20 protein-coding genes are annotated in these 19,751 nt (G+C 67.1%); 5 read left to right on the top strand and 15 right to left on the bottom strand.

What is annotated here, in order from left to right; all coding sequences use genetic code 11:
* Position 1 precedes the first annotated feature (1 nt).
* From JFY56_RS14155 to JFY56_RS14130, 6 genes are all read right to left on the bottom strand, one after another.
* Positions 2–271: a K+/H+ antiporter subunit F gene (locus JFY56_RS14155; RefSeq protein WP_208314748.1), complete on the bottom strand. Its 270-nt coding sequence runs from the start codon at positions 269–271 to the stop codon at positions 2–4.
* Positions 271–759, bottom strand: coding sequence for a Na+/H+ antiporter subunit E (locus JFY56_RS14150; RefSeq protein ID WP_208314462.1), 489 nt, complete (start codon positions 757–759; stop codon positions 271–273). Before JFY56_RS14150 ends, JFY56_RS14155 begins: the two co-directional genes overlap by 1 nt.
* On the bottom strand, positions 756–2,252 hold the full coding sequence (locus tag JFY56_RS14145) for a monovalent cation/H+ antiporter subunit D (protein WP_208314460.1): 1,497 nt from the start codon (positions 2,250–2,252) through the stop codon (positions 756–758). Before JFY56_RS14145 ends, JFY56_RS14150 begins: the two co-directional genes overlap by 4 nt.
* Positions 2,249–2,587, bottom strand: a complete 339-nt coding sequence (locus tag JFY56_RS14140; protein ID WP_208314458.1) for a Na+/H+ antiporter subunit C — start codon at positions 2,585–2,587, stop codon at positions 2,249–2,251. The genes JFY56_RS14145 and JFY56_RS14140 overlap by 4 nt, the downstream gene beginning before the upstream one ends.
* On the bottom strand, positions 2,587–5,385 hold the full coding sequence (locus JFY56_RS14135) for a monovalent cation/H+ antiporter subunit A (protein ID WP_208314456.1): 2,799 nt from the start codon (positions 5,383–5,385) through the stop codon (positions 2,587–2,589). Before JFY56_RS14135 ends, JFY56_RS14140 begins: the two co-directional genes overlap by 1 nt.
* 262 nt (positions 5,386–5,647) lie before the next feature.
* Positions 5,648–6,112: an outer membrane lipoprotein gene (locus JFY56_RS14130; protein ID WP_208314454.1), complete on the bottom strand. Its 465-nt coding sequence runs from the start codon at positions 6,110–6,112 to the stop codon at positions 5,648–5,650.
* A 183-nt stretch (positions 6,113–6,295) separates the two neighbouring features.
* Between JFY56_RS14130 and JFY56_RS14125 the strand changes: the two genes are divergently transcribed.
* On the top strand, positions 6,296–6,532 hold the full coding sequence (locus tag JFY56_RS14125) for a hypothetical protein (RefSeq protein ID WP_208314452.1): 237 nt from the start codon (positions 6,296–6,298) through the stop codon (positions 6,530–6,532).
* On the opposite strand, the gene JFY56_RS14120 is transcribed toward JFY56_RS14125, so the two are convergent.
* The 6 genes from JFY56_RS14120 to dinG all read right to left on the bottom strand — a co-directional run bounded on the left by JFY56_RS14120 (position 6,517) and on the right by dinG (position 15,531).
* Positions 6,517–7,659, bottom strand: coding sequence for a glycerate kinase (locus tag JFY56_RS14120; protein ID WP_208314449.1), 1,143 nt, complete (start codon positions 7,657–7,659; stop codon positions 6,517–6,519). The genes JFY56_RS14125 and JFY56_RS14120 overlap by 16 nt on opposite strands.
* 166 nt (positions 7,660–7,825) lie before the next feature.
* The gene (gene pdxH, locus JFY56_RS14115; RefSeq protein ID WP_208314447.1) at positions 7,826–8,473 is read right to left on the bottom strand and encodes a pyridoxamine 5'-phosphate oxidase; all 648 of its coding nucleotides are present in this window, start codon (positions 8,471–8,473) and stop codon (positions 7,826–7,828) included.
* A 258-nt stretch (positions 8,474–8,731) separates the two neighbouring features.
* The gene (locus JFY56_RS14110; protein WP_208314445.1) at positions 8,732–9,382 is read right to left on the bottom strand and encodes an OmpA family protein; all 651 of its coding nucleotides are present in this window, start codon (positions 9,380–9,382) and stop codon (positions 8,732–8,734) included.
* Between the two features lie 309 nt (positions 9,383–9,691).
* Positions 9,692–10,837, bottom strand: coding sequence for a serine hydrolase domain-containing protein (locus tag JFY56_RS14105; RefSeq protein WP_208314443.1), 1,146 nt, complete (start codon positions 10,835–10,837; stop codon positions 9,692–9,694).
* 24 nt (positions 10,838–10,861) lie between these two features.
* Complete coding sequence (locus JFY56_RS14100) at positions 10,862–13,150, bottom strand: beta-galactosidase (protein ID WP_208314441.1); 2,289 nt, start codon at positions 13,148–13,150, stop codon at positions 10,862–10,864.
* 236 nt (positions 13,151–13,386) lie between these two features.
* Complete coding sequence (gene dinG / locus JFY56_RS14095; RefSeq protein WP_208314439.1) at positions 13,387–15,531, bottom strand: ATP-dependent DNA helicase DinG; 2,145 nt, start codon at positions 15,529–15,531, stop codon at positions 13,387–13,389.
* Positions 15,532–15,652: 121 nt separating this feature from the next.
* Between dinG and JFY56_RS14090 the strand changes: the two genes are divergently transcribed.
* On the top strand, positions 15,653–16,117 hold the full coding sequence (locus JFY56_RS14090) for a CopD family protein (RefSeq protein WP_208314437.1): 465 nt from the start codon (positions 15,653–15,655) through the stop codon (positions 16,115–16,117).
* A gap of 18 nt (positions 16,118–16,135) precedes the next feature.
* On the opposite strand, the gene JFY56_RS14085 is transcribed toward JFY56_RS14090, so the two are convergent.
* From JFY56_RS14085 to JFY56_RS14075, 3 genes are all read right to left on the bottom strand, one after another.
* Positions 16,136–16,900: a collagen-like protein gene (locus tag JFY56_RS14085; RefSeq protein ID WP_208314435.1), complete on the bottom strand. Its 765-nt coding sequence runs from the start codon at positions 16,898–16,900 to the stop codon at positions 16,136–16,138.
* Positions 16,893–17,165, bottom strand: coding sequence for a DUF1145 domain-containing protein (locus tag JFY56_RS14080; protein ID WP_208314433.1), 273 nt, complete (start codon positions 17,163–17,165; stop codon positions 16,893–16,895). Before JFY56_RS14080 ends, JFY56_RS14085 begins: the two co-directional genes overlap by 8 nt.
* Before the next feature lie 112 nt (positions 17,166–17,277).
* On the bottom strand, positions 17,278–17,904 hold the full coding sequence (locus JFY56_RS14075) for an OmpA family protein (RefSeq protein ID WP_208314431.1): 627 nt from the start codon (positions 17,902–17,904) through the stop codon (positions 17,278–17,280).
* Between the two features lie 138 nt (positions 17,905–18,042).
* On the opposite strand from JFY56_RS14075, the gene JFY56_RS14070 reads away from it, so the two are divergent.
* From JFY56_RS14070 to JFY56_RS14060, 3 genes are all read left to right on the top strand, one after another.
* Positions 18,043–18,531, top strand: a complete 489-nt coding sequence (locus tag JFY56_RS14070) for a DUF6231 family protein (RefSeq protein ID WP_208314429.1) — start codon at positions 18,043–18,045, stop codon at positions 18,529–18,531.
* A 4-nt stretch (positions 18,532–18,535) separates the two neighbouring features.
* Entirely contained in the window at positions 18,536–19,009 is a 474-nt protein-coding gene (locus JFY56_RS14065; RefSeq protein WP_208314427.1) for a YchJ family protein, read from the top strand.
* Positions 19,010–19,122: 113 nt separating this feature from the next.
* Positions 19,123–19,749: a trimeric intracellular cation channel family protein gene (locus JFY56_RS14060; protein WP_208314425.1), complete on the top strand. Its 627-nt coding sequence runs from the start codon at positions 19,123–19,125 to the stop codon at positions 19,747–19,749.
* The last annotated feature ends 2 nt before the right edge of the window (positions 19,750–19,751 follow it).

The following is a 19,751-nucleotide window of genomic DNA, read 5'->3' as shown; positions in this document are numbered from 1 at the left end:
TTCATTCGATGATGTCTCCCCGCAGCAGGTACTTGGACAGCGCCACCGTGCTGACGAAGCCCATCACCGCGATCAGCAGCGCCGCCTCGAAGTACAGCCCCGAGCCGCTCCAGATTCCGAACAGCACGATCAGCGCGATGGCCTCCACCGATAGCGTGTCCAGCGCCAGGATGCGGTCCGGCAGGCCCGGTCCGCGGATCAGCCGGGCGACGGTGAGCACGACCGCCAGCCCGAGCATCGCCAGGCAGGTGGGAATCACGTAGCCGAGCATCATTGGAAAATCTCCTTCAGCGGCGCCTCGTAGCGCGCCTTGATGTCGGCGACCAGGCCGGCCGGATCGGGCACGTCGAGGCCATGCACCAGCAGCGTGCGGCGGTCGGCGGCGAGATCGGCGGACACCGTGCCGGGCGTCAGGGTGATGACGCTGGCAAGGATGGTGATGGGCAGGTCGTCGGTCAGCTCCAGCGGGATTTCCACGAAGGCCGGACGCAGCGTCCGCGTCGGCCCGACCACCAGCCGGGCGACCTGCAGGTTGGCGACCACGATGTCGTACAGCACCAGGCCGATGAAGCGCAGCAGGCGCAGCGGACGGCGAATGCGCGGCGCCGTCAGCAGCAGGTCGCGGCACAGCCAGGGCAGCAGCAGGCCGAGCAGCCCGCCGAGCAACCAGTGGCCGAGGGAGAAGTCATTCACCAGCAGCAGCCAGGTCAGCAGCAGGCAGGCGCTGAGCAACGAATGCGGCAGCAGGCGACGGATCATGCGCCACCTCCGAGAATCGCCTGCCGGTACAGTTCGACATCCAGCAATTGCGTGGCGGTCGCCTGGGCGTAGTCCAGCATCGGCCTGGCGAAAAGAATCAGCAGCAGCGCCGTGAGCAGCAGCCCGACGGTCGCCAGCAGCCGTACCACGTCACGTTCGGCGCTATCCAGCATGCTGCGGCCGGTGCGCCAGAACAGCGTGCTGCCCGCACGGCTGAGCGCCACGATGGTGACCAGCCCGCTGACCAGCAGCACGCTCCACAGCGCCAAGGTCTGCCCCGGCGTGCTGGCGGCGCGCAGCAACAGCAGCTTGCCCATGAAACCGGACAGCGGCGGCAGACCGACCACCGCGATGGCGCCGAAGAAGAACAGCCCTCCGAGCACATGCGGCTGCAGCAGCGCCGGCCCCTGGACCAGTTGCCCGCCCTTCTCCCCGCGCTGGCGAGCAAGCAGATCGGCGAGGAGGAACAGTCCACCCGCCACCCAGGTGCTGTGCAGCAGGTAGTACAGCGCTGCGCTCAGCGCCACCTGGCTGCCCATCGCCAGCGCCGCCAGCAGGGTGCCGGCGGAAACCACCACCAGATAGGCCAGCAGCCCCTGCAGGGTGGTCGCCGCCAGGGCGCCCAGGCTGCCGACGGCGATGCCGAGCAGGGCCAGCGGCCACAGCCAGGCGCTCGCCAAATTGGCCAGCTCGCCGGCCTCGGCGCCGAATATCAGGGTGTAGACGCGCAGGATCGAATAGATGCCGACCTTGGTCATGATCGCGAACAGCGCCGCCACCGGCGCGCTGGCCTCGGCGTAGGAACGCGGCAGCCAGAAGTACAGCGGCAGCAGCGCCGCCTTGAGGCCGAACACCACCAGCAGCAGCAACGCGGCGGCGCGCACCAGCGGCGCCTGCTCGGCGCCCAGCGCGGCAACGTGGCGGGCCATGTCGACCATGTTCAGCGTGCCGGTGACGCCGTACAGCACGCCCACCGCGATCAGGAAGAACGCCGAACCGACCAGGTTGAGCACCACGTAGTGCACCCCGGCGCGCACCCGCCCTGCCCCGCCACCGTGCAGCAGCAGGCCGTAGGAGGCGATCAGCAGGATCTCGAAGAAGACGAACAGGTTGAACAGGTCGCCGGTGAGGAAGGCGCCGTTCAGGCCGGCCAACTGGAACTGGAACAACGCGTGGAAATGCCTGCCGCGGCGATCGTCGCCACGCACCGCGTAGATCAGCGCGAACGCCGCGAGCAGCCCATTGGCCAGCAGCATCAGCGCGCTCAGGCGGTCGAGCACGAGGATGATGCCGAACGGCGGCTGCCAGTTGCCCAGCGCGTAGAACTGGATCTGCCCGCCGGCTGCCTGCTGCAGCAGGGCCACGCTCACTGGCAGCAGGGCCAGGGTGGCGAGCAACGAGACGCCGCGCTGCAGGCGCTCGCCGAAGGCGGCAAGCAGCAGGCAGCCGCTGAACAGCGGCAGCAGGATCGGCAGGATCAGCAGGTGATTCATTCCTCGCCCTCCGCGTCGGCGCGGTCGCCGTCGACGTGGTCGTCGCCGGTCTCGGCCAGTCCGCGCAGGGCGAGGACGATGACGAAGGCGGTCATGGCGAAGCCGATGACGATGGCAGTCAGCACCAGCGCCTGCGGGATCGGATCACCAGCCTTGGCGACCTGGCCGACCACCGCCGGTTCGCCGGCGAGGCGGCCCATGGCGAAGAGGAACAGGTTCACCGCGTAGGAAATCAGGGTAAGCCCCAGCACCACCGGGAAGGTGCGCGCCCGCAGCAGCAGGTACACACCGCTGGCGGTGAGCATGCCGAGGGCGATGGCGAACAGTGCCTCCATCAATTCACCTCCTTGGCCAGCGCCGCATCATCCGGCGGCGCCGTCAGTTCGCCGAGCCCGGAGAGGATCAGCAGGGTCGCGCCGACCACCGTCAGGTACACGCCCAGGTCGAAGAGCATCGCCGTGGCCAGCTCGATCTCACCCACCAGCGGCAGGTGGAAATGGCCGAACGACGAAGTCAGGAACGGATAGCCGAAGGCCCAGCTGCCCAGCCCGGCCAGCCCGGCGACGATCACGCCGATGCCAGCCATGCGTCCGTAGTTCAGTGGCAGGCGGGTGCGCATCCAGCGGCTGCCGCAGGCGATGTACTGGATGATCAGCGCCACCGCAGTGATCAGGCCGGCGATGAAGCCGCCGCCCGGCAGGTTGTGCCCGCGCAGGAAGATGAACACCGCCACCAGCAGCGCCAGCGGCAGCATCAGCCGCGACAGCACGGCGAGGATCGGCGGGAAGCGGTCCGCGCTCCAGGCGCGCCCTTCGCTGTCCTGCCCGGCGCGCGGCAGGCGCAGGCCGGCGAGCATGGCGAAGATGCCCACCGCGGCGATGGCCAGCACGCTGATCTCGCCGAGGGTATCGAAGCCGCGGAAGTCCACCAGGATCACGTTCACCACGTTGTGCCCGCCCCCGCCGCCGATGCTGTTGTCCAGGTAGTAGCCGGCGATGGTGTCGTACGGGCGGGTCAGCACGGCGTAGGCCAGCAGCGCCACCATCACCCCGCAGAACAGCGCCACGACGACGTCGCGCAGCTTGCGCAGGCTGCTGGTTTCCTTCGGCGTGCGGGTCGGCAGGTAGAACAGCGCCAGCATCAGCAGGACCATGGTCACCACTTCCACCGCCAGTTGGGTCAGCGCCAGGTCCGGCGCGGCGAAACGGGCGAAGGCCAGCGCCACCAGCAGGCCGGCGACGCTGAGGATGACCAGCGCGACCAGGCGCTGGCGATGGAACCAGGCGGTCAGCGGCCCGCTCAGCGCCAGCAGGACGAGACCGAGCGCGGTGATGCCGTCCAGCTCGCTCAGCGGGCGTTCGCCATACAGCCGGGGCAAGGGCGCGATGCCGGCGAACACCACCACCGCCGAAGCCAGCAGCAGGAGCATCACGTAGCGTTGCAGCGAGCCGTTCTCCAGACGCAGGGTCAGCCATTGCGCCGCACGCACCACGCGCTGTACCTGCTGTTCGAAGACCAGCTTGGCGTCCATCGCCGGCAGGCCGGCATACCAGTCGAACAGCGGCTTGCGCAGCACATACAGCAGCACCCCACCCACCAGAGCGACCAGGCTCATCAGCAACGGCAGGTTGAAGCCGTGCCAGATCGCCAGGCTGTAGGACGGCAGTTCGCCATTCAGGCTGGCGGAAGCGGCCGCGGACAGCAGCGGCGCCACGGTGAGACCCGGCACCATGCCCACCAGCAGGCAGAGGAACACCAGGATTTCCACCGGCACCTTCATGTAGCGCGGCGGCTCGTGAGGCTGTCTGGGCAGGTTGACCGGTTCGCCGTTGAAGAACACGTCGTGGATGAAACGCACCGAATAGCTCACCGAGAACAGCGCGGCGACGGTCGCCAGCGTCGGGATCAGCCAGTTGAAGCTGCCCATCATGTTCTGCGCCAGGGTCTCGCCGAAGAACATTTCCTTGCTGAGGAAACCATTGAGCAGCGGCACCCCGGCCATCGACGCGGATGCCACCATGGCCAGCACGGCGGTATGTGGCATGTATTTCCACAGACCGTTGATGCGGCGAATGTCGCGGCTGCCGGTCTCGTGGTCGATGATCCCGGCGGCCATGAACAGCGAAGCCTTGAAGGTCGCGTGGTTGATGATGTGGAACACCGCGGCGACGTTGGCCATCGGCGAGTCGAGGCCGAACAGCAGGGTGATCAGGCCGAGGTGGCTGATGGTCGAGTAGGCCAGCAGGCCCTTCAGGTCGTTCTGGAACAGCGCCATGAAGGCGCCCATCAGCAGCGTGGCGAGGCCGGTCAGGCTGACCAGGTAGAACCACAGGTCGTTGCCGGAGAGCAGCGGATACAGGCGCGCCAGCAGGAACACGCCGGCCTTGACCATGGTCGCCGAGTGCAGGTACGCGGAAACCGGCGTCGGCGCCGCCATCGCGTGGGGCAGCCAGAAGTGGAACGGGAACTGTGCGGACTTGGTGAACACGCCGAGCAGCACCAGGCACAGCGCCACCGGGAACAGCGCGCTGCCCTGCAGCAGATCGCGTGCGGCGAGCACATCGGTCAGCTCGAAGCTGCCCACGGTCTGGCCGATCAGCAGGATGCCGGCGAACAGCGCCAGGCCGCCGCCACCGGTGACCGCCAGCGACATGCGGGCGCCCTTGCGCGCGTCCGAGCGATGGTTCCAGAAACCGATCAGGAGGAACGACGACAGGCTGGTCAGCTCCCAGAACACCAGCATCAGCAGCAGGTTCTCCGTCAGCACCACCCCGAGCATGGAGCCCATGAACAGCAGCAGGAAGGCGAAGAAACGCCCCATCGGCTCCTTATCGGAGAGGTAGTAGCGGGCGTAGAGGATGATCAGCAGGCCGATGCCGAGGATCAGCAGGGCGAAGAGAAAGCCGAGGCCGTCGAGGCGCAGGCTGAGGTTGAAGCCAAGTTCCGGCAGCCAGGCATGGCGGGCGAACAGCGTCTCCCCCGCCAGCACCCCGCGCTGGCTGAAGAGCAGCAGCAGGCCGCCCAGCGGCACCAGCGCCGCCGCGACCGCACAGGCGGTGCGCCCCAGGCGCTCGGCCAGGACCGGCAGAAGGATCCCCAGAAATGGCAGCGCAACGATCAGCGCCAGAATCATGACCTACTCCTTTTTCATCCCTCGGCCGTAACCTGCCACTGCCAGGCAGGACCGCCCCCGGAAAATCGGGGCGTCGATTATCCTTATCTATCGGATGATCGTCATTGAATGAATTATTACTAAGAACCACACCGGGGAAGCATCATGCCCGCCGGGTATGCCGCCGGTATAAAACATCCGGAAACAATAGCGCGCGGAGCCGTGTCCGGCCGCCGCGCGCTAAGAAAGAGGCCGCCCAAGGAGGACGGCCTGCGGGATGGGGTCAGTGCGATACGCGACTGGTGCCATTGACGGTCAGGATGCGTACGCGTTCGCCGACACGGAACACCGCACCTTCGTCGACCTCCTGAACATAGGCACGGGTGCTGCCGTCGTCTTCGCGAACGGTGATCTCGACGCCCTGGGTACGGGTCAGGCCCTCTTCGGTGGCCGAACCGATCAGGCCGCCGGCGACGGCGCCGATGATCGCCGCAACGTAGCTGCCCTTGCCCCCACCGATGCTGCTGCCGCCGATGCCGCCAACGGCCGCGCCGGCAACCGAGCCGATCGGGGTCTTGGTGCCTTCGATCTTCACGGGACGCAGCGCCTGGATGGTGCCCATGCGGACGTTCTGTACGGTCCGTGCTTCCTCACGGGTGTAGGTGTCGCCGGTCAGGCTGGACTGGCAACCGCCAAGGGTCATGGCCAGTGCAACGAAGGTCACGGCGAACAGGGCGGGTTTACGCATACGAGGAACCTCCAGAAAATACTTCCACTATTAGACTCCGCCGCACGCCCGACTGTCACGCCGGGCATCGCACAAGCTTCGCTTTGAACATTTTCGCTCATGGAAAAGGAAAATGCCTGCGCCAGGGCAGCTTAATGCGAGTCGCGAATCGGTTAGCGTGCCCCTGCGCCTGAGGAAAAAACCATGGACTACTTCATCATCATCGTCACCACCGCCGCCGGCCTGTATTTCCACTGGTGGATCTACTGGCGCATCCGCCGCTGGATGGACCGCGACCTGGCGCTGTCGCTGGCCGGCGATGACCCGGCCAAGCGCGAGTATCTGCTGCGGCGGCTGGAGGAAGCGAAGCAGGCACGCGTCCGCCGCCGCGACCTGCCCGTCTGGCTGGAGCAGGCGGCAAAGGATTACCGCGCGGCCTGAGCGACCAGCCAGAAGCGCGCCAGCTCCTCAGCCCGCGCCTCCAGCTCCTGGGCTGCCCGGGCAAACGCCTGGGCGATGCTCAGCGGACCGGGCGCCAGGCTGAACGCCGCGGCGATGCCGGCGTCACGCAGCTGTGCATAACCCTCGCCCAGGCTGCCCGCCAGGGCGATCACCGGCACGCCGGCCGCCGTCGCCATCCGCGCCACGCCAACCGGCGTCTTGCCATGCAGGCTCTGCGCATCCAGCCGGCCTTCGCCGGTGATCACCAGATCGGCGCCCCGCAGCGCCTCGTCCAGCCCCGACAGCTCGGCAACCAGCTCGATACCCGGGCGGAAGCGCGCCTTGAGGAACGCCCGCGCCGCGAAACCCAGGCCTCCCGCCGCACCTGCGCCGGGGAACTGGCTGTGATCCTCGCCGAGGGTCGCCGCCGCCACCTTGGCGAAGCGCTGCAGCGCGACATCCAGCTGTTCGACCTGGGCAGCGCTGGCGCCCTTCTGCGGGCCGAATACCGCCGACGCGCCACGCGGCCCGCAGAGCGGGTTGTCGACGTCCGCGGCGACCTCGATCTCCACCGGCAATAGCCGCGGCTCCATGCCGCTCAGGTCGATTTCCGCGAGGTCGGCCAGCACCGCGCCGCCGTCGCCCAGTTCGTTGCCGGCCACATCGAGAAAGCGCACCCCGAGCGCCTGCAGCATCCCCATCCCGGCGTCGTTGGTGGCGCTGCCGCCGAGACCGAGGATGATCTTGCGTGCGCCGGCCTCCAGCGCCGCACGGATCAGCTCGCCGGTGCCGTAGCTGGTGGTCCGGGTGGCGTCGCGCTTGCGTTCGGAAACCCAGTGCAGGCCGCTGGCCGCGGCCATCTCGATCACCGCCGTGCCGTCGTCCAGCAGTCCCCAGTGCGCCGTCACCGGATGGCCCACCAGCGGGCCGCGCACCCGGCATTCGCGGCGATCGCCCGGCCTGGCCGCCAGCACGGCATCCACCGTGCCCTCGCCACCGTCGGCCAGCGGCCGCAGGACGATCTCGGCAGCCGGCATCGCACGACGCCAGCCTTTGGCAATGGCAGTGGCGGCCTCCGGTGCGGAAAGGCTTTCCTTGAAGGAATCGGGGGCGATGACGATCTTCATTCGACGACCTCACGCGGGGTGCAAGTCGGGCCCTGTGGATACTTCCAGCATACGCCACGGAAAAGCTCCATTGGCGCGGGCTGCTCGCTGGCAAGCCAGCCGATTCCGGCGGGGAAAAAACGCAGCGGCGGGCATTTCCTGCCCGCCGCATGCAGCAGAGGATGACTCAGGGCGCCAGCCGCTCGCGCAGCCAAACCCCGTTCTCCAGTCGATAGTTCAGGCGGTCGTGCAGGCGGCTGGGACGCCCCTGCCAGAATTCGATGCGATTCGGCAGCAGGCGGTAACCGCCCCAGTGGTCGGGACAGGTGGGAGGCGTATCGGCGAAGCGCTTTTCGGTTTCCGCCAGCAGACGTTCCAGTTCCTGGCGTCCGTCGATGACCCGGCTCTGCGGCGATGCCCAGGCACCCAGGCGGCTGCCCAGCGGGCGCACGCGGTAGTAGGCGGCGGATTCCTCTGGCGAGACTTTCTCTACCCGCCCTTCGATCCGCACCTGACGCTCCAGCGCCGGCCAGAAGAAGGTCATCGCCGCCAGCGGGCGGGCCGCCAGTTGCTGCCCCTTGGCGCTGTCGTAATTGCTGAAGAACGTGAAACCGCGCTCGTCCAGCCCCTTGAGCAACAGGATGCGGCAGTGCGGCTGGCCCTGCTCGTCCACCGTTGCCAGGGTCATGGCGTTCGGTTCGACCGGCAGTTGCTCGGTCTTCACCGCATCCTCGAACCACTGGTGGAACAGGCTGAACGGTTCGGCTGGCGCAGTGGATTCGCAGAGTCCATCACGGGTGTATTCGCGGCGCATATCGGCCAGGGTCTGAGCCATCGGGCATCTCCTTCGGAACAAGTGCCTAAGAGCCTGTTTACGATCTCGCGAGCTAGAGCAGAACAAGGCGAAAACGGGCAAGGGAGCGGAGTTTACACGCAGTAAATGAGCATGACTCGCTTCGCTCGCCCCTTCGGGGCCGCACTAAAGTGCGTTAGCTACAAGTAGCTTCCGAGCCCGTTTTCAACGCAGTTATGCCGACGCGCAGCAGATCGTAAACAGGCTCTAAGCTTAACCAGTGTCACACCCGTCTGCTTGTCATGGAACAACGTCGCTCTGCGCCAGGGTCGGCAGAACGCCGCGCAACGCCCAGAGCACCTCGACCCGGCGATTCAGGGCGCGGCCCGCGGTGGTGGAATTGTCCGCCCGCGGCAGGTCCGCACCGACGCCCTTCAGCCGCAGACGATTCCCGTCCATACCGCTGAGACGGAAGATCGACGCCACGGCGCGGGCGCGATCGATGCTGAGCTTGTCGTTCACCGCCTTGCTGCCGCTGCTGTCGGTATGCCCGACCACCAGCACGCCGCCCTGGGGATCGCCCTGCGCCAGCTTCGCCGCGCGACCGATCGGGTTGATCACTGCCGGCAGCAGCATCTCGGGACGCTTGGGATTGAAGGAGGAATCCACCGGCACGATCAGCACCAGCGCGTTGTCGCGCCGCTCCACGGTGATATCGCTGCCGGCGACCGCCTCACGCAGCGGCTTTTCGTGCTGGTCGAGCCAGGCCATGCCGCTCTGCGAGTCGGTCACCGACGACTGTCCTTCCGTCTTTTCGGCGAACGGCCACCAGCGCTTTGCGCTGGAACTCTGCGCCTTGTCGCCGGGCTGCCTGCCGTCCGAAGTCTGCAGGGAGCCGCAGCCGGCAACGCCCAGGCAAAGGAACAGGGTCGCGATCTTGAGCAGGTTCATGAAAGGTCTCCATCGAACGGATAGATCAGGGAATGGCCGGGACCAGCCCTCCACGATGCTCCAGCGAAACCTTCCTGCAGGGGCATGACTCGATAAGCGTGGTATCGGCTGGCCGCCACTCACTGGCGAACTGACGAGCGGACAGCGGGCATCGGACGGGACGGCGCGTTTTCCGGGTGCGGACAGCTTCGAGGAAGGAGGACGACGGAAAGTTCCAGCGAGCTTCTCGGGGGCGCTTTCGTAGGTTGGCGCTGAGCTTGCGAAGCCCAACGACCGGCAATGTTGGGCTTCGCTGCGCTCAGCACCAACCTACATGCACGCTCCGGCGATGCGTGCGAGCTTCTGCGCTCGCGGGTCCATCAGCACGTAGGGGCCGAGGGTGGCGGTGACGAAGCCGAAGGCCAGCTGCCGCTCGGGATCGGCGAAGCCGATGGAGCCGCCCGCTCCCGGATGGCCGAACGCGCGCGGGCCAAGGCCGTAGGTGGCGTTGGCGACGTCGGGCTGGTCGAGCATGCAGCCCAGGCCGAAGCGCGTGCTGGTCAGCAGCGTGCGGTCCTCGCCAATGCTGTGTTCGCGGGTCAGCTCGGCCAGCAGGGCATCGTCCAGCAGACGGCCCTGCAACAAACCTGCGTAGAAACCGGCCAGCGAGCGCGCATTGCCGTGGCCGTTCGCCGCCGGCTGCTGCATGCGCCGCCATTCCGGCTTGTTGGAACTGGTGAGGATCGACGGCGGATTGCCGAAGGCACGCGACTGCAGGCCGGCGGCATCGCCGATGGTCGCCCTGAACAGGCGCTGGGCGGCGGCGTCGCCCAGCATGCCCTTGCCACGGGCGATATGCGCGACACGGTGGAACTCCTCGTCGGCCAGGCCGATATGGAAATCCAGTCCCAGCGGCTCGGCGACCCGCGCCACGATGGCGTCACCCGGAGCACGGCCATCGACCCGGCGAATCAGCTCACCGACCAGCCAGCCGAAGGTGATCGGCGCATAGCCATGCGCGCTATCCGGGGCCCACCAGGGCTCTTCCACCGCCAATGCATCGGTCATCGTCTGCCAGTCGTAGAGCGCCTCGGGCGCGAGCATCCCGTGCAACGCCGGCAGCCCGGCGCGATGGCTGAGCAACTGGCGCACCGTGATGCCCTGTTTGCCGGCGGCGGCGAACTCCGGCCAGTAGCGCGCCACCGGTGCATCCAGCTCCAGCCTGCCCTCGCCGACCAGTTGCAGCAGCGCGACGCTGGCGAACGCCTTGGTGCAGGAGAACAGGTTGAGAATGGTGTCGGCCTGCCACTCCTGACTCGCCTCCCGCCCTGCGCGGCCCGCCCAGAGATCGACGACCACTTCGCCGCCGACCTGGATGCACAACGCCGCGCCACGCTCCTGGTTATTGTCGAAGAGCCGTGCGAAGGCGTCGGCAACCGGTGTGAAGGCTTCGTGGCAATGGCCTTGCGGGGTCATTGGATACTCCTGTCGAACGCGACGCTATTGCACGGCAGCCGCGTTTGCATCGTCTTGCTGATTGTCCTGGTTGTCGGCGTCTTTCGTTGGAGCCTCGGGAGCGACATCGGCCGCGGCCTTCGCCTCCTCCAGCACAACCTTCTCGACCTGCAGGTTGGCCTTGCGCACCGCATCGACGAAGCGGCCGAACGGCAGGTCGGTGATGCCGACCAGCCCGATATGGCCATTCTCGCCGTCGAGCAGGCGTCCGCTGGCCGGCTGGTCGAGGTACTGGAACCAGTGCGCACCGATGATCTGCGGGTCCTTCAGGGCATCGGCGAGGAAGCGCTGGTAGCTCTCGCCGCGCTGCTGCTCGTTATACACCTCGGCGACGCCGCCCCAGAACGGACCGCGATCGCGCGAGCCGAAGTGGAATTCGCTGATCAGCACCGGCTTGTCCAGGCTGCGCACGTAGTCGGTGTCGTAGCCCAGCTGCGGCTTCGGCACGTAGAGGTTGAAGCTCAGCACGTCGCAGTACTGCGCGCAGGACGCCAGGGCCTCAGGCGTGCTGACGGCGAAGCGCGCGCCGAGCAGCAGGTGGTTCGGCGCGTTCCAGTTCAGCGAGTCGCGCAGTGTCTTGAAGTACTGGTCGGCGTACAGGCGCAGGAAGGCGCTGTAGTCCTCGGCGATTGCCGGGTGCGCCTCGTTCGGCTGCGGTGCCTCGTAACCGGCAGCATCAAGGTCTTCCCAGGCGGCGAGCGGAACGCCCCAGGCCTGGGTCAGCGCCTCGTGCTCCTTGTACTTGTCCTTCAGTTGCTTGATGAAGGCGCGCTTGGCGGGGCTGTCGGTGGACAGTTTCAGCGCGCCGAAGGCCAGGGCGAAACGCGCCTGCGGGCTGTCGCCGTGCCCGGCCCAGGCCAGTTCGTTGTCGGCGTAGTAGCCGAGCAGCCAGGGGTCCTCGCGATGATCGCGGGCGGCGATGGCGATGGCGCGCTCGGCGGCCATGGCGAAGCGCGGGTCGAACGGATCGGGCATCGCGCCCCACCAGTCGTAGCCGGTGCTGACGGTGGCATAGTCGCCGCTGATCGACAGCGGCACGCTGTAGGGCATGCGCTGGGCGGTGGCGAACGCCGGGTCGCTCCAGTTGCCGAGGGAGTTGAAGCCCCAGCCGGTCAGGCGCTGCAGGGTGCGCTCGCGCCAGGCTTCGACCGCCACGTCGCTGTCCAGGCCGCCGTTGGCGCGGAAGCGGTTGGCCGCATAGAAGTCGTACCAGCGGCCATGGTCGAAGCGGCGCCCCTGTTGCGCGCCGACGCCCCTGCGGTCGTCGCTCTGGCCGTAGAAGGCGGCCAGCGGCTCGCCGTCCCTGGGCAGGCTGGCGAACATGTACTCGCGGCCTTCGACGTAGGTCTGGCTGGTCTCGGCGTTCACCGTGTTGACCCCGAGCGACCAGAACGGATGCCCTTCCGGGGTAATCAGCCACCAGCGGCCATTGCGCTTCTCGGTGCGGAAGAAGCCGCTGGCCTCGAAAGCCGGGCCGCCGAGCAGGCCGCCGAAGCGGTCGTAGCGGGCCGGGTCGCGCTGCCATTTCTGCAGTTGCTCGCCCTCGGCCTTCCAGGCGGCGGCCAGCTGTTCGGCGCTCTTGACCTTTTCCGGCCAGTCGCCACGGCTGGCCTGGCCGAAGCCGTCGATGATCCCGCTGTAGGCCTTCTGCAGCTCGCCACCGCCGGCACGGGTGCCGAAGCGGCCGACGAGGATGTCCTGGGCCGCCTTCGGCTCGCTCAGGTAGATCTTCACCGCGCCCACCTTGCTCCGCTCCAGCTCGCCGCTGACCCGCGTCGCCAGCAGCAGGCGCTGGCCGCCGAGGTTGAACGGCATCGGTACGCCGGCGCGCATGCCGAACATTTCCGGCGCGGTCGGTCGCAGCGGCACCAGCAGGGTCTGCGCCGGGCCGGCCGGCAGCGCCACGGTGGCATGCAGGCCGGGCGCGCCGTCGACGCCTTCGATATCGATCTCCAGGGTCAGCGCCCAGTCCATCGCGTTCTGGATGCGCAGGCTCATGCTGTCGGCCTGCGACCAGTCCCAGCTGCCGCTGGCCGGCGCCAGGCGCAGGGTCGGCTGCTTCACCGGGCTGAAATTCACGCGACGGAGGATCTCGCCTTCCGGAGTGGCTTCGGCCGTGGTGCTGGGCAGGTCGGCGCCGGCAGTGTCGACCGTGACCACGGCCATGGGCTTGACGAAGTTGAACAGCGTTTCGTTGCCGCCGGCCGCCCAGCCGGGAGCGCTGGCCAGCGTCAGGCTGAGCAGCAGCGACAGATGCCAACGTGGAGAAATCATTCGAACGGGTCCTTGAACCTTGCCGGCCCATCTGGCCGGCGTTCGTTGAGAACCTGTCTACGATCTGCTGCGCGTCGGAAAAACTGCGTTGAAAGCAAGCTCAGACTGCTCATTTACAATCGTAAACTCCGCATCTTCGCTTGTTTTCGCCTTGTTTTTCTCTAGCTCGCGAGATCGTAAACAGGCTCTGAGAGCATTGTGCGACCGGCGCGTCCGCCCGAAGTTTCCTTGCGCGATCAGGCGATCTCGCGGCGGAACGGCGGCAGCGCGTTGAGGATCGCCTTGCCGTAGCGCTGGGTCACCACGCGCCGGTCAAGGAGTGTAATGGTGCCGCGGTCCTGTTCGGTACGCAGCAATCGGCCGCAGGCCTGCACCAGACGCAGTGAAGCATCCGGCACGGCGATTTCCATGAACGGATTGCCGCCGCGCGCCTCGATCCATTCCGCCAGCGCGGCTTCCACCGGATCGTCCGGCACGGCGAAGGGAATCTTGGCGATCACCACGTGCTCGCAGTAGGCCCCCGGCAGGTCCACACCCTCGGCGAAGCTGGCCAGGCCGAACAGCACGCTCGGCTCGCCGTCATCGACCCGCGACTTGTGCTTGTTCAGCGTCTCCTGTTTGGACAGGTTGCCCTGGATCAGCACGCGCTTGCGCCAGTCGCGGTCCACACCGTCGAACACGTCCTGCATCTGCCGCCGCGAGGCGAACAGCACCAGCGCACCACGGGCGCCTTCGACCAGGGCCGGCAGATCGCGGACGATCGCCGCGGTATGCGCGGCCGCATCGCGCGGGTCGGCCTTGAGGTCGGGCACCTGCAGCAACCCGGCTTCGGCGTGGTGGAACGGGCTCGGCACGACGGCGGTCACCGAGCTCTTCGGCAGGCCGGCGCGCATGCGGTAGCGGTCGAAGGTGCCCAGCGCGGTCAGCGTGGCCGAGGTCACGAGGGCGCCGTAGGCGACGTTCCACAGGTTGCGGCGCAGGGTTTCCGCCGCCAGGATCGGGCTGGCGTTGGCCTCGATGTCGTGGAAGCTGCCGCTCTCGGCCAGGGTCAGCCAGCGCGCCATCGGCGGGCTGTCCTGCGGGTCCTCGCAGGTGAAGGCGGTCCACAGTTCCCAGTTGCCCTGCGCCCGTGCCTGCAGGCTGCCGAACAGCGGATACCACTCCTCCGCCTGGTAGCTGGTGACGCCGGCACTGCCCTCGCCATCCATCGCGTCCTTGAGGATCTCGGTGAGGCGGGTGAACAGGTCGGTGAGGCGGGAGAAGCCCTTCTTCAGCTCGATGCCCATCTCGCGGATGTGCTCCGGGATCACCCCGCCGGGGAAGCGGTGACGGGGCCGGTCGCGGCCTTCCATGTCCTCGCCGGCGCGGAAATCGCCGATCTCCTCGCAGGCGGTGTACATGAACTGCTGCTGGGTGCGTATCTCGCGGGCGAGCTCCGGCACCTGTTCGATCAGGCGGCCGAGGTCGCCAGGCAGCGGATTCTGCGCCAGCAGCTTGGTGAGATTCTTGGCGACTTGCTCCAGCCAGTCGGCGGTGGCGCGCAGCCGGGTGTAGTGGGCGAAGTGGCCGATGGCCTTGTCCGGCAGGTGGTGGCCTTCGTCGAACACATAGATGGTGTCGCGCGGGTCGGGCAGGATGGCGCCGCCGCCGAGAGCGAGGTCGGCCAGCACCAGATCGTGGTTGGTAACGATCACGTCGACCTTGGTCATGCCTTCGCGTGCCTTGTAGAAGGCGCACTGCTGGAAGTTCGGGCAATGCCGGTTGGTGCACTGGGTGTGGTCGGTGGTCAGCTGCGCCCAGTGTGCGTCGTCGATGGCTTCCGGCCAGCTGTCGCGGTCGCCGTCCCAGCGGTTGCCGGCGAGGCGTTCGATCATCTGGTTGAACAGCTTGCCGGAGGCCTCATCCACGTCGATGCGGAAGCCTTCTTCCTCGAACAGCTGGGCGGTGGCGTTCTGCGCCTGGCCTTCCTGCAGCAGGTGGTCGAGCTTGGACAGGCACAGGTAGCGGCCACGACCCTTGGCGAGAGCGAAGCTGAAGGACAGCCCGCTGTTGCGCAGCAGGTCGGGCAGGTCCTTGTGGACGATCTGCTCCTGCAGGGCGACGGTGGCGGTGGCGACCACCAGCCGCTTGCCGGCGGACTTGGCGCAGGCGATGGCGGCCAGGCTGTAGGCCACGGTCTTGCCGGTGCCGGTCCCCGCCTCCACCGCCACCACGGCGGGCTCGCCTTCGCGATGGCCTTCGTCGTCGCTGCGGATGACGCCGAGGACCTTCGCCACTTCGGCGATCATCAGGCGCTGGCCGTAACGCGGCTTGAGCTCCTTGGCCTCTAGAAAGCGGGAATAGGCGCCCTGGATCTGGGCCTTGAGTTCGTTGCTGAGCATGGGGTTCCCGGGCCCCGGAGCGGTCCTGCGGACACATCCGGAAGCTGGATAAATTTTCAGTAGTTCATCAGGGGTCGCTATCATATCGCGCTTCGCCCCAACCGCCACTGGAGAACGCTCAATGACACCCTTCGCCTTCGTTTACGCCCTGCACGTGCTGGCCGCCCTGGTCTGGGTCGGCGGCATGTTCTTCGCGTGGATGATCCTGCGTCCCGCCGCAGTCGCCACGCTGGAACCGCCGGCGCGCCTGAAGCTGTGGCTGGAGGTGTTCCGCCGCTTCTTCGTCTGGGTGTGGGGCGCGGTGGTGCTGCTGCCGGTCACCGGTGTCGGCATGCTGCACCTGAGCTTCAACGGCTTTGCAGGAGCTCCGCGCCACGTGCAGGTGATGATGGGCCTTTATGTGGCGATGGTGGCGCTGTTCCTGCGCATACAGCTGTTGCAACTGCCGGAACTGCGCCGCGCCGTGGAAGGCCAGGACTGGCCTGCCGGCGGCGAGGTGCTCGGCCGCATCCGCAAGACCGTCGGCGGCAACCTGCTGATCGGTTTGGCAGTGGTGGCGATCGGTGCGGCTCGCCTGAACTGGTGAGCCTGCCGCGCTGGCAGGTCAGAAGTTCTGCACTTCCAGCCTGCCAGCCGTGCCCGCCGCACCTGCGGCGCCGGGCTGTCCGGGTTGGCCACCAACGCCTCCGGACTGACTGTAGATCAGGCAACCGCGCTCCCCGCTTCTGGCCCCGCCCTTGCCCGGCTTGCCTGGCGCTCCGCCGACACCGCCTTCCAGCCGCACCTTGACCAGCTCCACCGGGAAGCCCTGCGGCACTTCCAGGCGCACGACGCCACCGGCAGCTCCCGGCTGGCCATCGCCGCCGTTCTGCCCGTCGCCCGCGGCCTGCGAACTGCCCCACAAACAGCCGCCAGCCCGCGCATCGGCACCGTCCAGGCCGTCGAAACCCGGCGCACCGACACCGCCCCGCACATCCACCAGCAGATTGGTCACGTCGACGTTCTGCAGATGCAGCACCAGGTTGCGCCCGGCACTGGCCGGTTTCTGGAAGCTGCCGGATGCGCCCTGGGCAGCGATCACGCTGCCGTCGGCGAGCTGGCCGTCGAGCACTTCGATGCGCAGCGGTTCCTGATTGGGGAACACACCAAGCCGGGCGTTCTTGCCCAGCTGCAGGTGTTCGATGCGCAATACCTTGACCCGCGCCGGAATCAGCAATGCGCCCTGCTCCGCGACGGTGACCCGGTCGAGGCTCAGCGACTCGCTCTTCGCCGGCAAACGCAGCACCGTGTTCGCTTCCACCTGAATGGACTCCGCGGCCAGGCAGGCCAGCGGCATCAGCAGGGCCAGTCCGGCCAGCGCCTTACGCATTCGAACCTCCCTTTGCATCCTTCAGCGACAGCATGTGGAACACGCCAAACAGCAGGACCTGCAGGCGATCGAGCAAGGGATGCGGGCGACCCTGCAGACGCTTGCCGAACGCCAGCAGTTCGATGATGTGGATTACCAGCACCACGCCGCCAGTGATCTTCAGCAGGGTATCGAAAGGATGTGCGAATGGATGAACCAGATTGGCCAGCACCGCCAGCCAGAACAACAGGGCAACCAGTTTGCCCAGACCTACCAGTGCTTTCATGAAGAGTCCCGAATTATTCTTTTACCGGAACATACTCTGGAGCCGACCGGCAAGGCTAGTGGCGGAATGACAACGGGGGCCGAAGCCCCCGTTGTGCCCTACAGGTCCAGCATCACTCACGCTTGATCTGGATTTCCACGCGACGGTTCTGCGCACGGCCATCCGAGGTCGAGTTGTCGGCGACCGGCTGGGTTTCGCCGTATCCGGTGACCGACTTGATGCTGCTGGCGGAAATACCGGAATCGACCAGGTAGCTGGCGACGGCGTTGGCACGCCGCTCGGACAGTTTCTGGTTGTAGGCATCGCTGCCCACGCTGTCGGTATGCCCGGAGATGTTCAGCTCGGTACTCGCGGCCTCGCCCTTCAGGCGATTGGCGATGGTGTCGAGCTGATCCTTGTCCCGCGCGTCGATCTTCGACGAGTCGAAGGCGAAGTGCAGGTCACGCACCACGATAGTCTCTTCTTTCGGCGGAACAGGCGCTGGTTCAGGCACTGGTGCCGGCTCGACCGCCGCAACTTGCTCTTCCGCACCATGCACCCAGCAGTACGAGGCGCCCAGAACGCCACCGATCAACGCACCCCAACCAGCCCAGGTGCTGTTCTCAATGGCGCCGAGGCCGGCACCGCCTACACCCCCGACCAGCGCGCAGGTCGGCCAGTCGGACTTCTGCAACCCTGCGCACCCGGTGAGCAAACTGCTTACCAGCAACAGGGGTAAAGCGGTCCTTGTGATGCTCATATAAAAGTTTCTCCTCTGAACGGGTCTGAACCGACCATTACCGAGTAAAGACGGCCGTTGGAAAATGCGCCAGCACTAGGCCATGGGCACGCCACACGCTAGTCTCTGCGCATCCGATGACGTATTTCGAAGAACGACATGATTTCAACCCGCACACCGCAACAAGCCCTGGCCGCCCTGCTCGACCGCTACGCCCCGAAACGCCTGCTGCTGGTGGGCGCCAGCGGGATTCCCGCCGTCGAGGCCTTCCGCGCGGCACACCCGGATTGCCTGCTGGCCGAGGCCCCGGCCGGCCCGCTGCCGGCGGACCTGGCAGCACAGCGCTACGACCTCGCGCTGTTCGCCGATTGCCTGGAACACATGCCGCGCCGCGACGCGCTGCAACTGGTGGGCGGCATCCGCAACCTGAACAGCAGCCGCGTCGCCGTGCTGGTCGACCTGAACGCCGCCGGCACCAGCGAAACCGATTTCTTCGCCCTCGCCATGCAGGCGAGCGAACGCTTCCAGCGCGACCAGCAGACCCTCACGCTGTTCACCTACGATCTGCACGAATACAAGCAGGTCCCGGACTGGCTGAACGCCAAGTTCTGGGCCAACCCGGAGAATTTTGGAAAGTACTGGTGGTGATCCCATGACCGAACCAACCTGCCCCTGCGGCAGCGGCAATCCGCTACCCGAGTGTTGCGGCCGCCTGCATGCCGGCCAGCCGGCGCCGACCGCCGAGGCGCTGATGCGCTCCCGCTACAGCGCCTATGTCCTCGGCCTGATCGACTACCTGCGCGACACCACCCTGCCGGCGCAGCGGGCCGGGCTGGACCTCGACGCCATCCGCAGCTGGAGCCAGGACAGCACCTGGCTCGGCCTGGAAGTGGAAGGCCACGAGGTGCTGGGCGGCCAGCCCGAGCACGCGCGAGTCACCTTCACCGCGCGCTGGCATGACAGCCAGGGCGAGCATGTGCATCGTGAATGCTCCGGCTTCGTCCAGCGTGATGGCCGCTGGTACTTCCTCGATCCCACCGTGGCGCTGAAGCTCGGCCGCAACGATCCATGTCCATGCGGCGCCGGTGGCAAGCTGAAGAAGTGCTGCGGGCCCTGGATCGGCTGACAGTCGAATCCGCACCACTTGGGTGCAACGGCCGGCTCGGCTAGAATCCGCGCTTTTTCCCGGGGCCGCGGACGCCACAAGCATCCCTCGGCGCCCGTCTGCGGAGCCCCACCATGCTGCTCACTGTCCTCTATATCGTCGCCATCACTGCCGAAGCCATGACCGGGGCCCTGTCGGCCGGGCGGCGCAGCATGGATCTGTTCGGTGTGGTGCTGGTGGCCTGCGTGACCGCCCTGGGCGGAGGCTCGATGCGCGACATGCTGCTCGGCCACTATCCGCTGACCTGGGTGCGCCATCCCGAATACCTCGCCCTGACCGCAGTGGCGGCACTCGTCACGGTATTCATCGCCCCGCTGATGCGTCACCTGCGCTCGCTGTTCCTGGTGCTCGACGCCGTCGGCCTGGTGGCCTTCACCCTGATCGGCTGCCAGGTCAGCCTGGAAATGGGGCACAGCCTGCTGATCGCCGCGGTCAGCGGGGTGATCACCGGAGTCTTCGGCGGCATCCTGCGGGATATCTTCTGCAACGACGTGCCGCTGATCTTCCGCCGCGAGCTGTACGCCAGCGTGTCGTTCGCCAGCGCCTGGTGCTACCTGCTATGCATCCATCTGCAACTGCCCAACGAACAGTCGCTGCTGATCACCCTGTTCGCCGGCTTCCTGTTCCGCCTGCTGGCAATCCGTTTCCACTGGGAAATGCCCAAGTTCGTCTACAAGGACGACCCGCAGCAGAGTGAGTGACG

The sequence above is a fragment of the Pseudomonas schmalbachii genome (assembly GCF_017589465.1).
GTDB classification, from domain to species: Bacteria; Pseudomonadota; Gammaproteobacteria; order Pseudomonadales; family Pseudomonadaceae; genus Pseudomonas; species Pseudomonas schmalbachii.
This window is presented reverse-complemented; position numbering and strand designations above follow the sequence as displayed.

Bases quoted from the DNA above. Each gene is read 5' to 3' on its own strand.
- JFY56_RS14155 (WP_208314748.1), bottom strand. From the start codon at position 271: ATGCTCGGCTACGTGATTCCCACCTGCCTGGCGATGCTCGGGCTGGCG.
- JFY56_RS14150 (WP_208314462.1), bottom strand. From the start codon at position 759: ATGATCCGTCGCCTGCTGCCGCATTCGTTGCTCAGCGCCTGCCTGCTG.
- JFY56_RS14145 (WP_208314460.1), bottom strand. From the start codon at position 2,252: ATGAATCACCTGCTGATCCTGCCGATCCTGCTGCCGCTGTTCAGCGGC.
- JFY56_RS14140 (WP_208314458.1), bottom strand. From the start codon at position 2,587: ATGGAGGCACTGTTCGCCATCGCCCTCGGCATGCTCACCGCCAGCGGT.
- JFY56_RS14135 (WP_208314456.1), bottom strand. From the start codon at position 5,385: ATGATTCTGGCGCTGATCGTTGCGCTGCCATTTCTGGGGATCCTTCTG.
- JFY56_RS14130 (WP_208314454.1), bottom strand. From the start codon at position 6,112: ATGCGTAAACCCGCCCTGTTCGCCGTGACCTTCGTTGCACTGGCCATG.
- JFY56_RS14125 (WP_208314452.1), top strand. From the start codon at position 6,296: ATGGACTACTTCATCATCATCGTCACCACCGCCGCCGGCCTGTATTTC.
- JFY56_RS14120 (WP_208314449.1), bottom strand. From the start codon at position 7,659: ATGAAGATCGTCATCGCCCCCGATTCCTTCAAGGAAAGCCTTTCCGCA.
- pdxH (WP_208314447.1), bottom strand. From the start codon at position 8,473: ATGGCTCAGACCCTGGCCGATATGCGCCGCGAATACACCCGTGATGGA.
- JFY56_RS14110 (WP_208314445.1), bottom strand. From the start codon at position 9,382: ATGAACCTGCTCAAGATCGCGACCCTGTTCCTTTGCCTGGGCGTTGCC.
- JFY56_RS14105 (WP_208314443.1), bottom strand. From the start codon at position 10,837: ATGACCCCGCAAGGCCATTGCCACGAAGCCTTCACACCGGTTGCCGAC.
- JFY56_RS14100 (WP_208314441.1), bottom strand. From the start codon at position 13,150: ATGATTTCTCCACGTTGGCATCTGTCGCTGCTGCTCAGCCTGACGCTG.
- dinG (WP_208314439.1), bottom strand. From the start codon at position 15,531: ATGCTCAGCAACGAACTCAAGGCCCAGATCCAGGGCGCCTATTCCCGC.
- JFY56_RS14090 (WP_208314437.1), top strand. From the start codon at position 15,653: ATGACACCCTTCGCCTTCGTTTACGCCCTGCACGTGCTGGCCGCCCTG.
- JFY56_RS14085 (WP_208314435.1), bottom strand. From the start codon at position 16,900: ATGCGTAAGGCGCTGGCCGGACTGGCCCTGCTGATGCCGCTGGCCTGC.
- JFY56_RS14080 (WP_208314433.1), bottom strand. From the start codon at position 17,165: ATGAAAGCACTGGTAGGTCTGGGCAAACTGGTTGCCCTGTTGTTCTGG.
- JFY56_RS14075 (WP_208314431.1), bottom strand. From the start codon at position 17,904: ATGAGCATCACAAGGACCGCTTTACCCCTGTTGCTGGTAAGCAGTTTG.
- JFY56_RS14070 (WP_208314429.1), top strand. From the start codon at position 18,043: ATGATTTCAACCCGCACACCGCAACAAGCCCTGGCCGCCCTGCTCGAC.
- JFY56_RS14065 (WP_208314427.1), top strand. From the start codon at position 18,536: ATGACCGAACCAACCTGCCCCTGCGGCAGCGGCAATCCGCTACCCGAG.
- JFY56_RS14060 (WP_208314425.1), top strand. From the start codon at position 19,123: ATGCTGCTCACTGTCCTCTATATCGTCGCCATCACTGCCGAAGCCATG.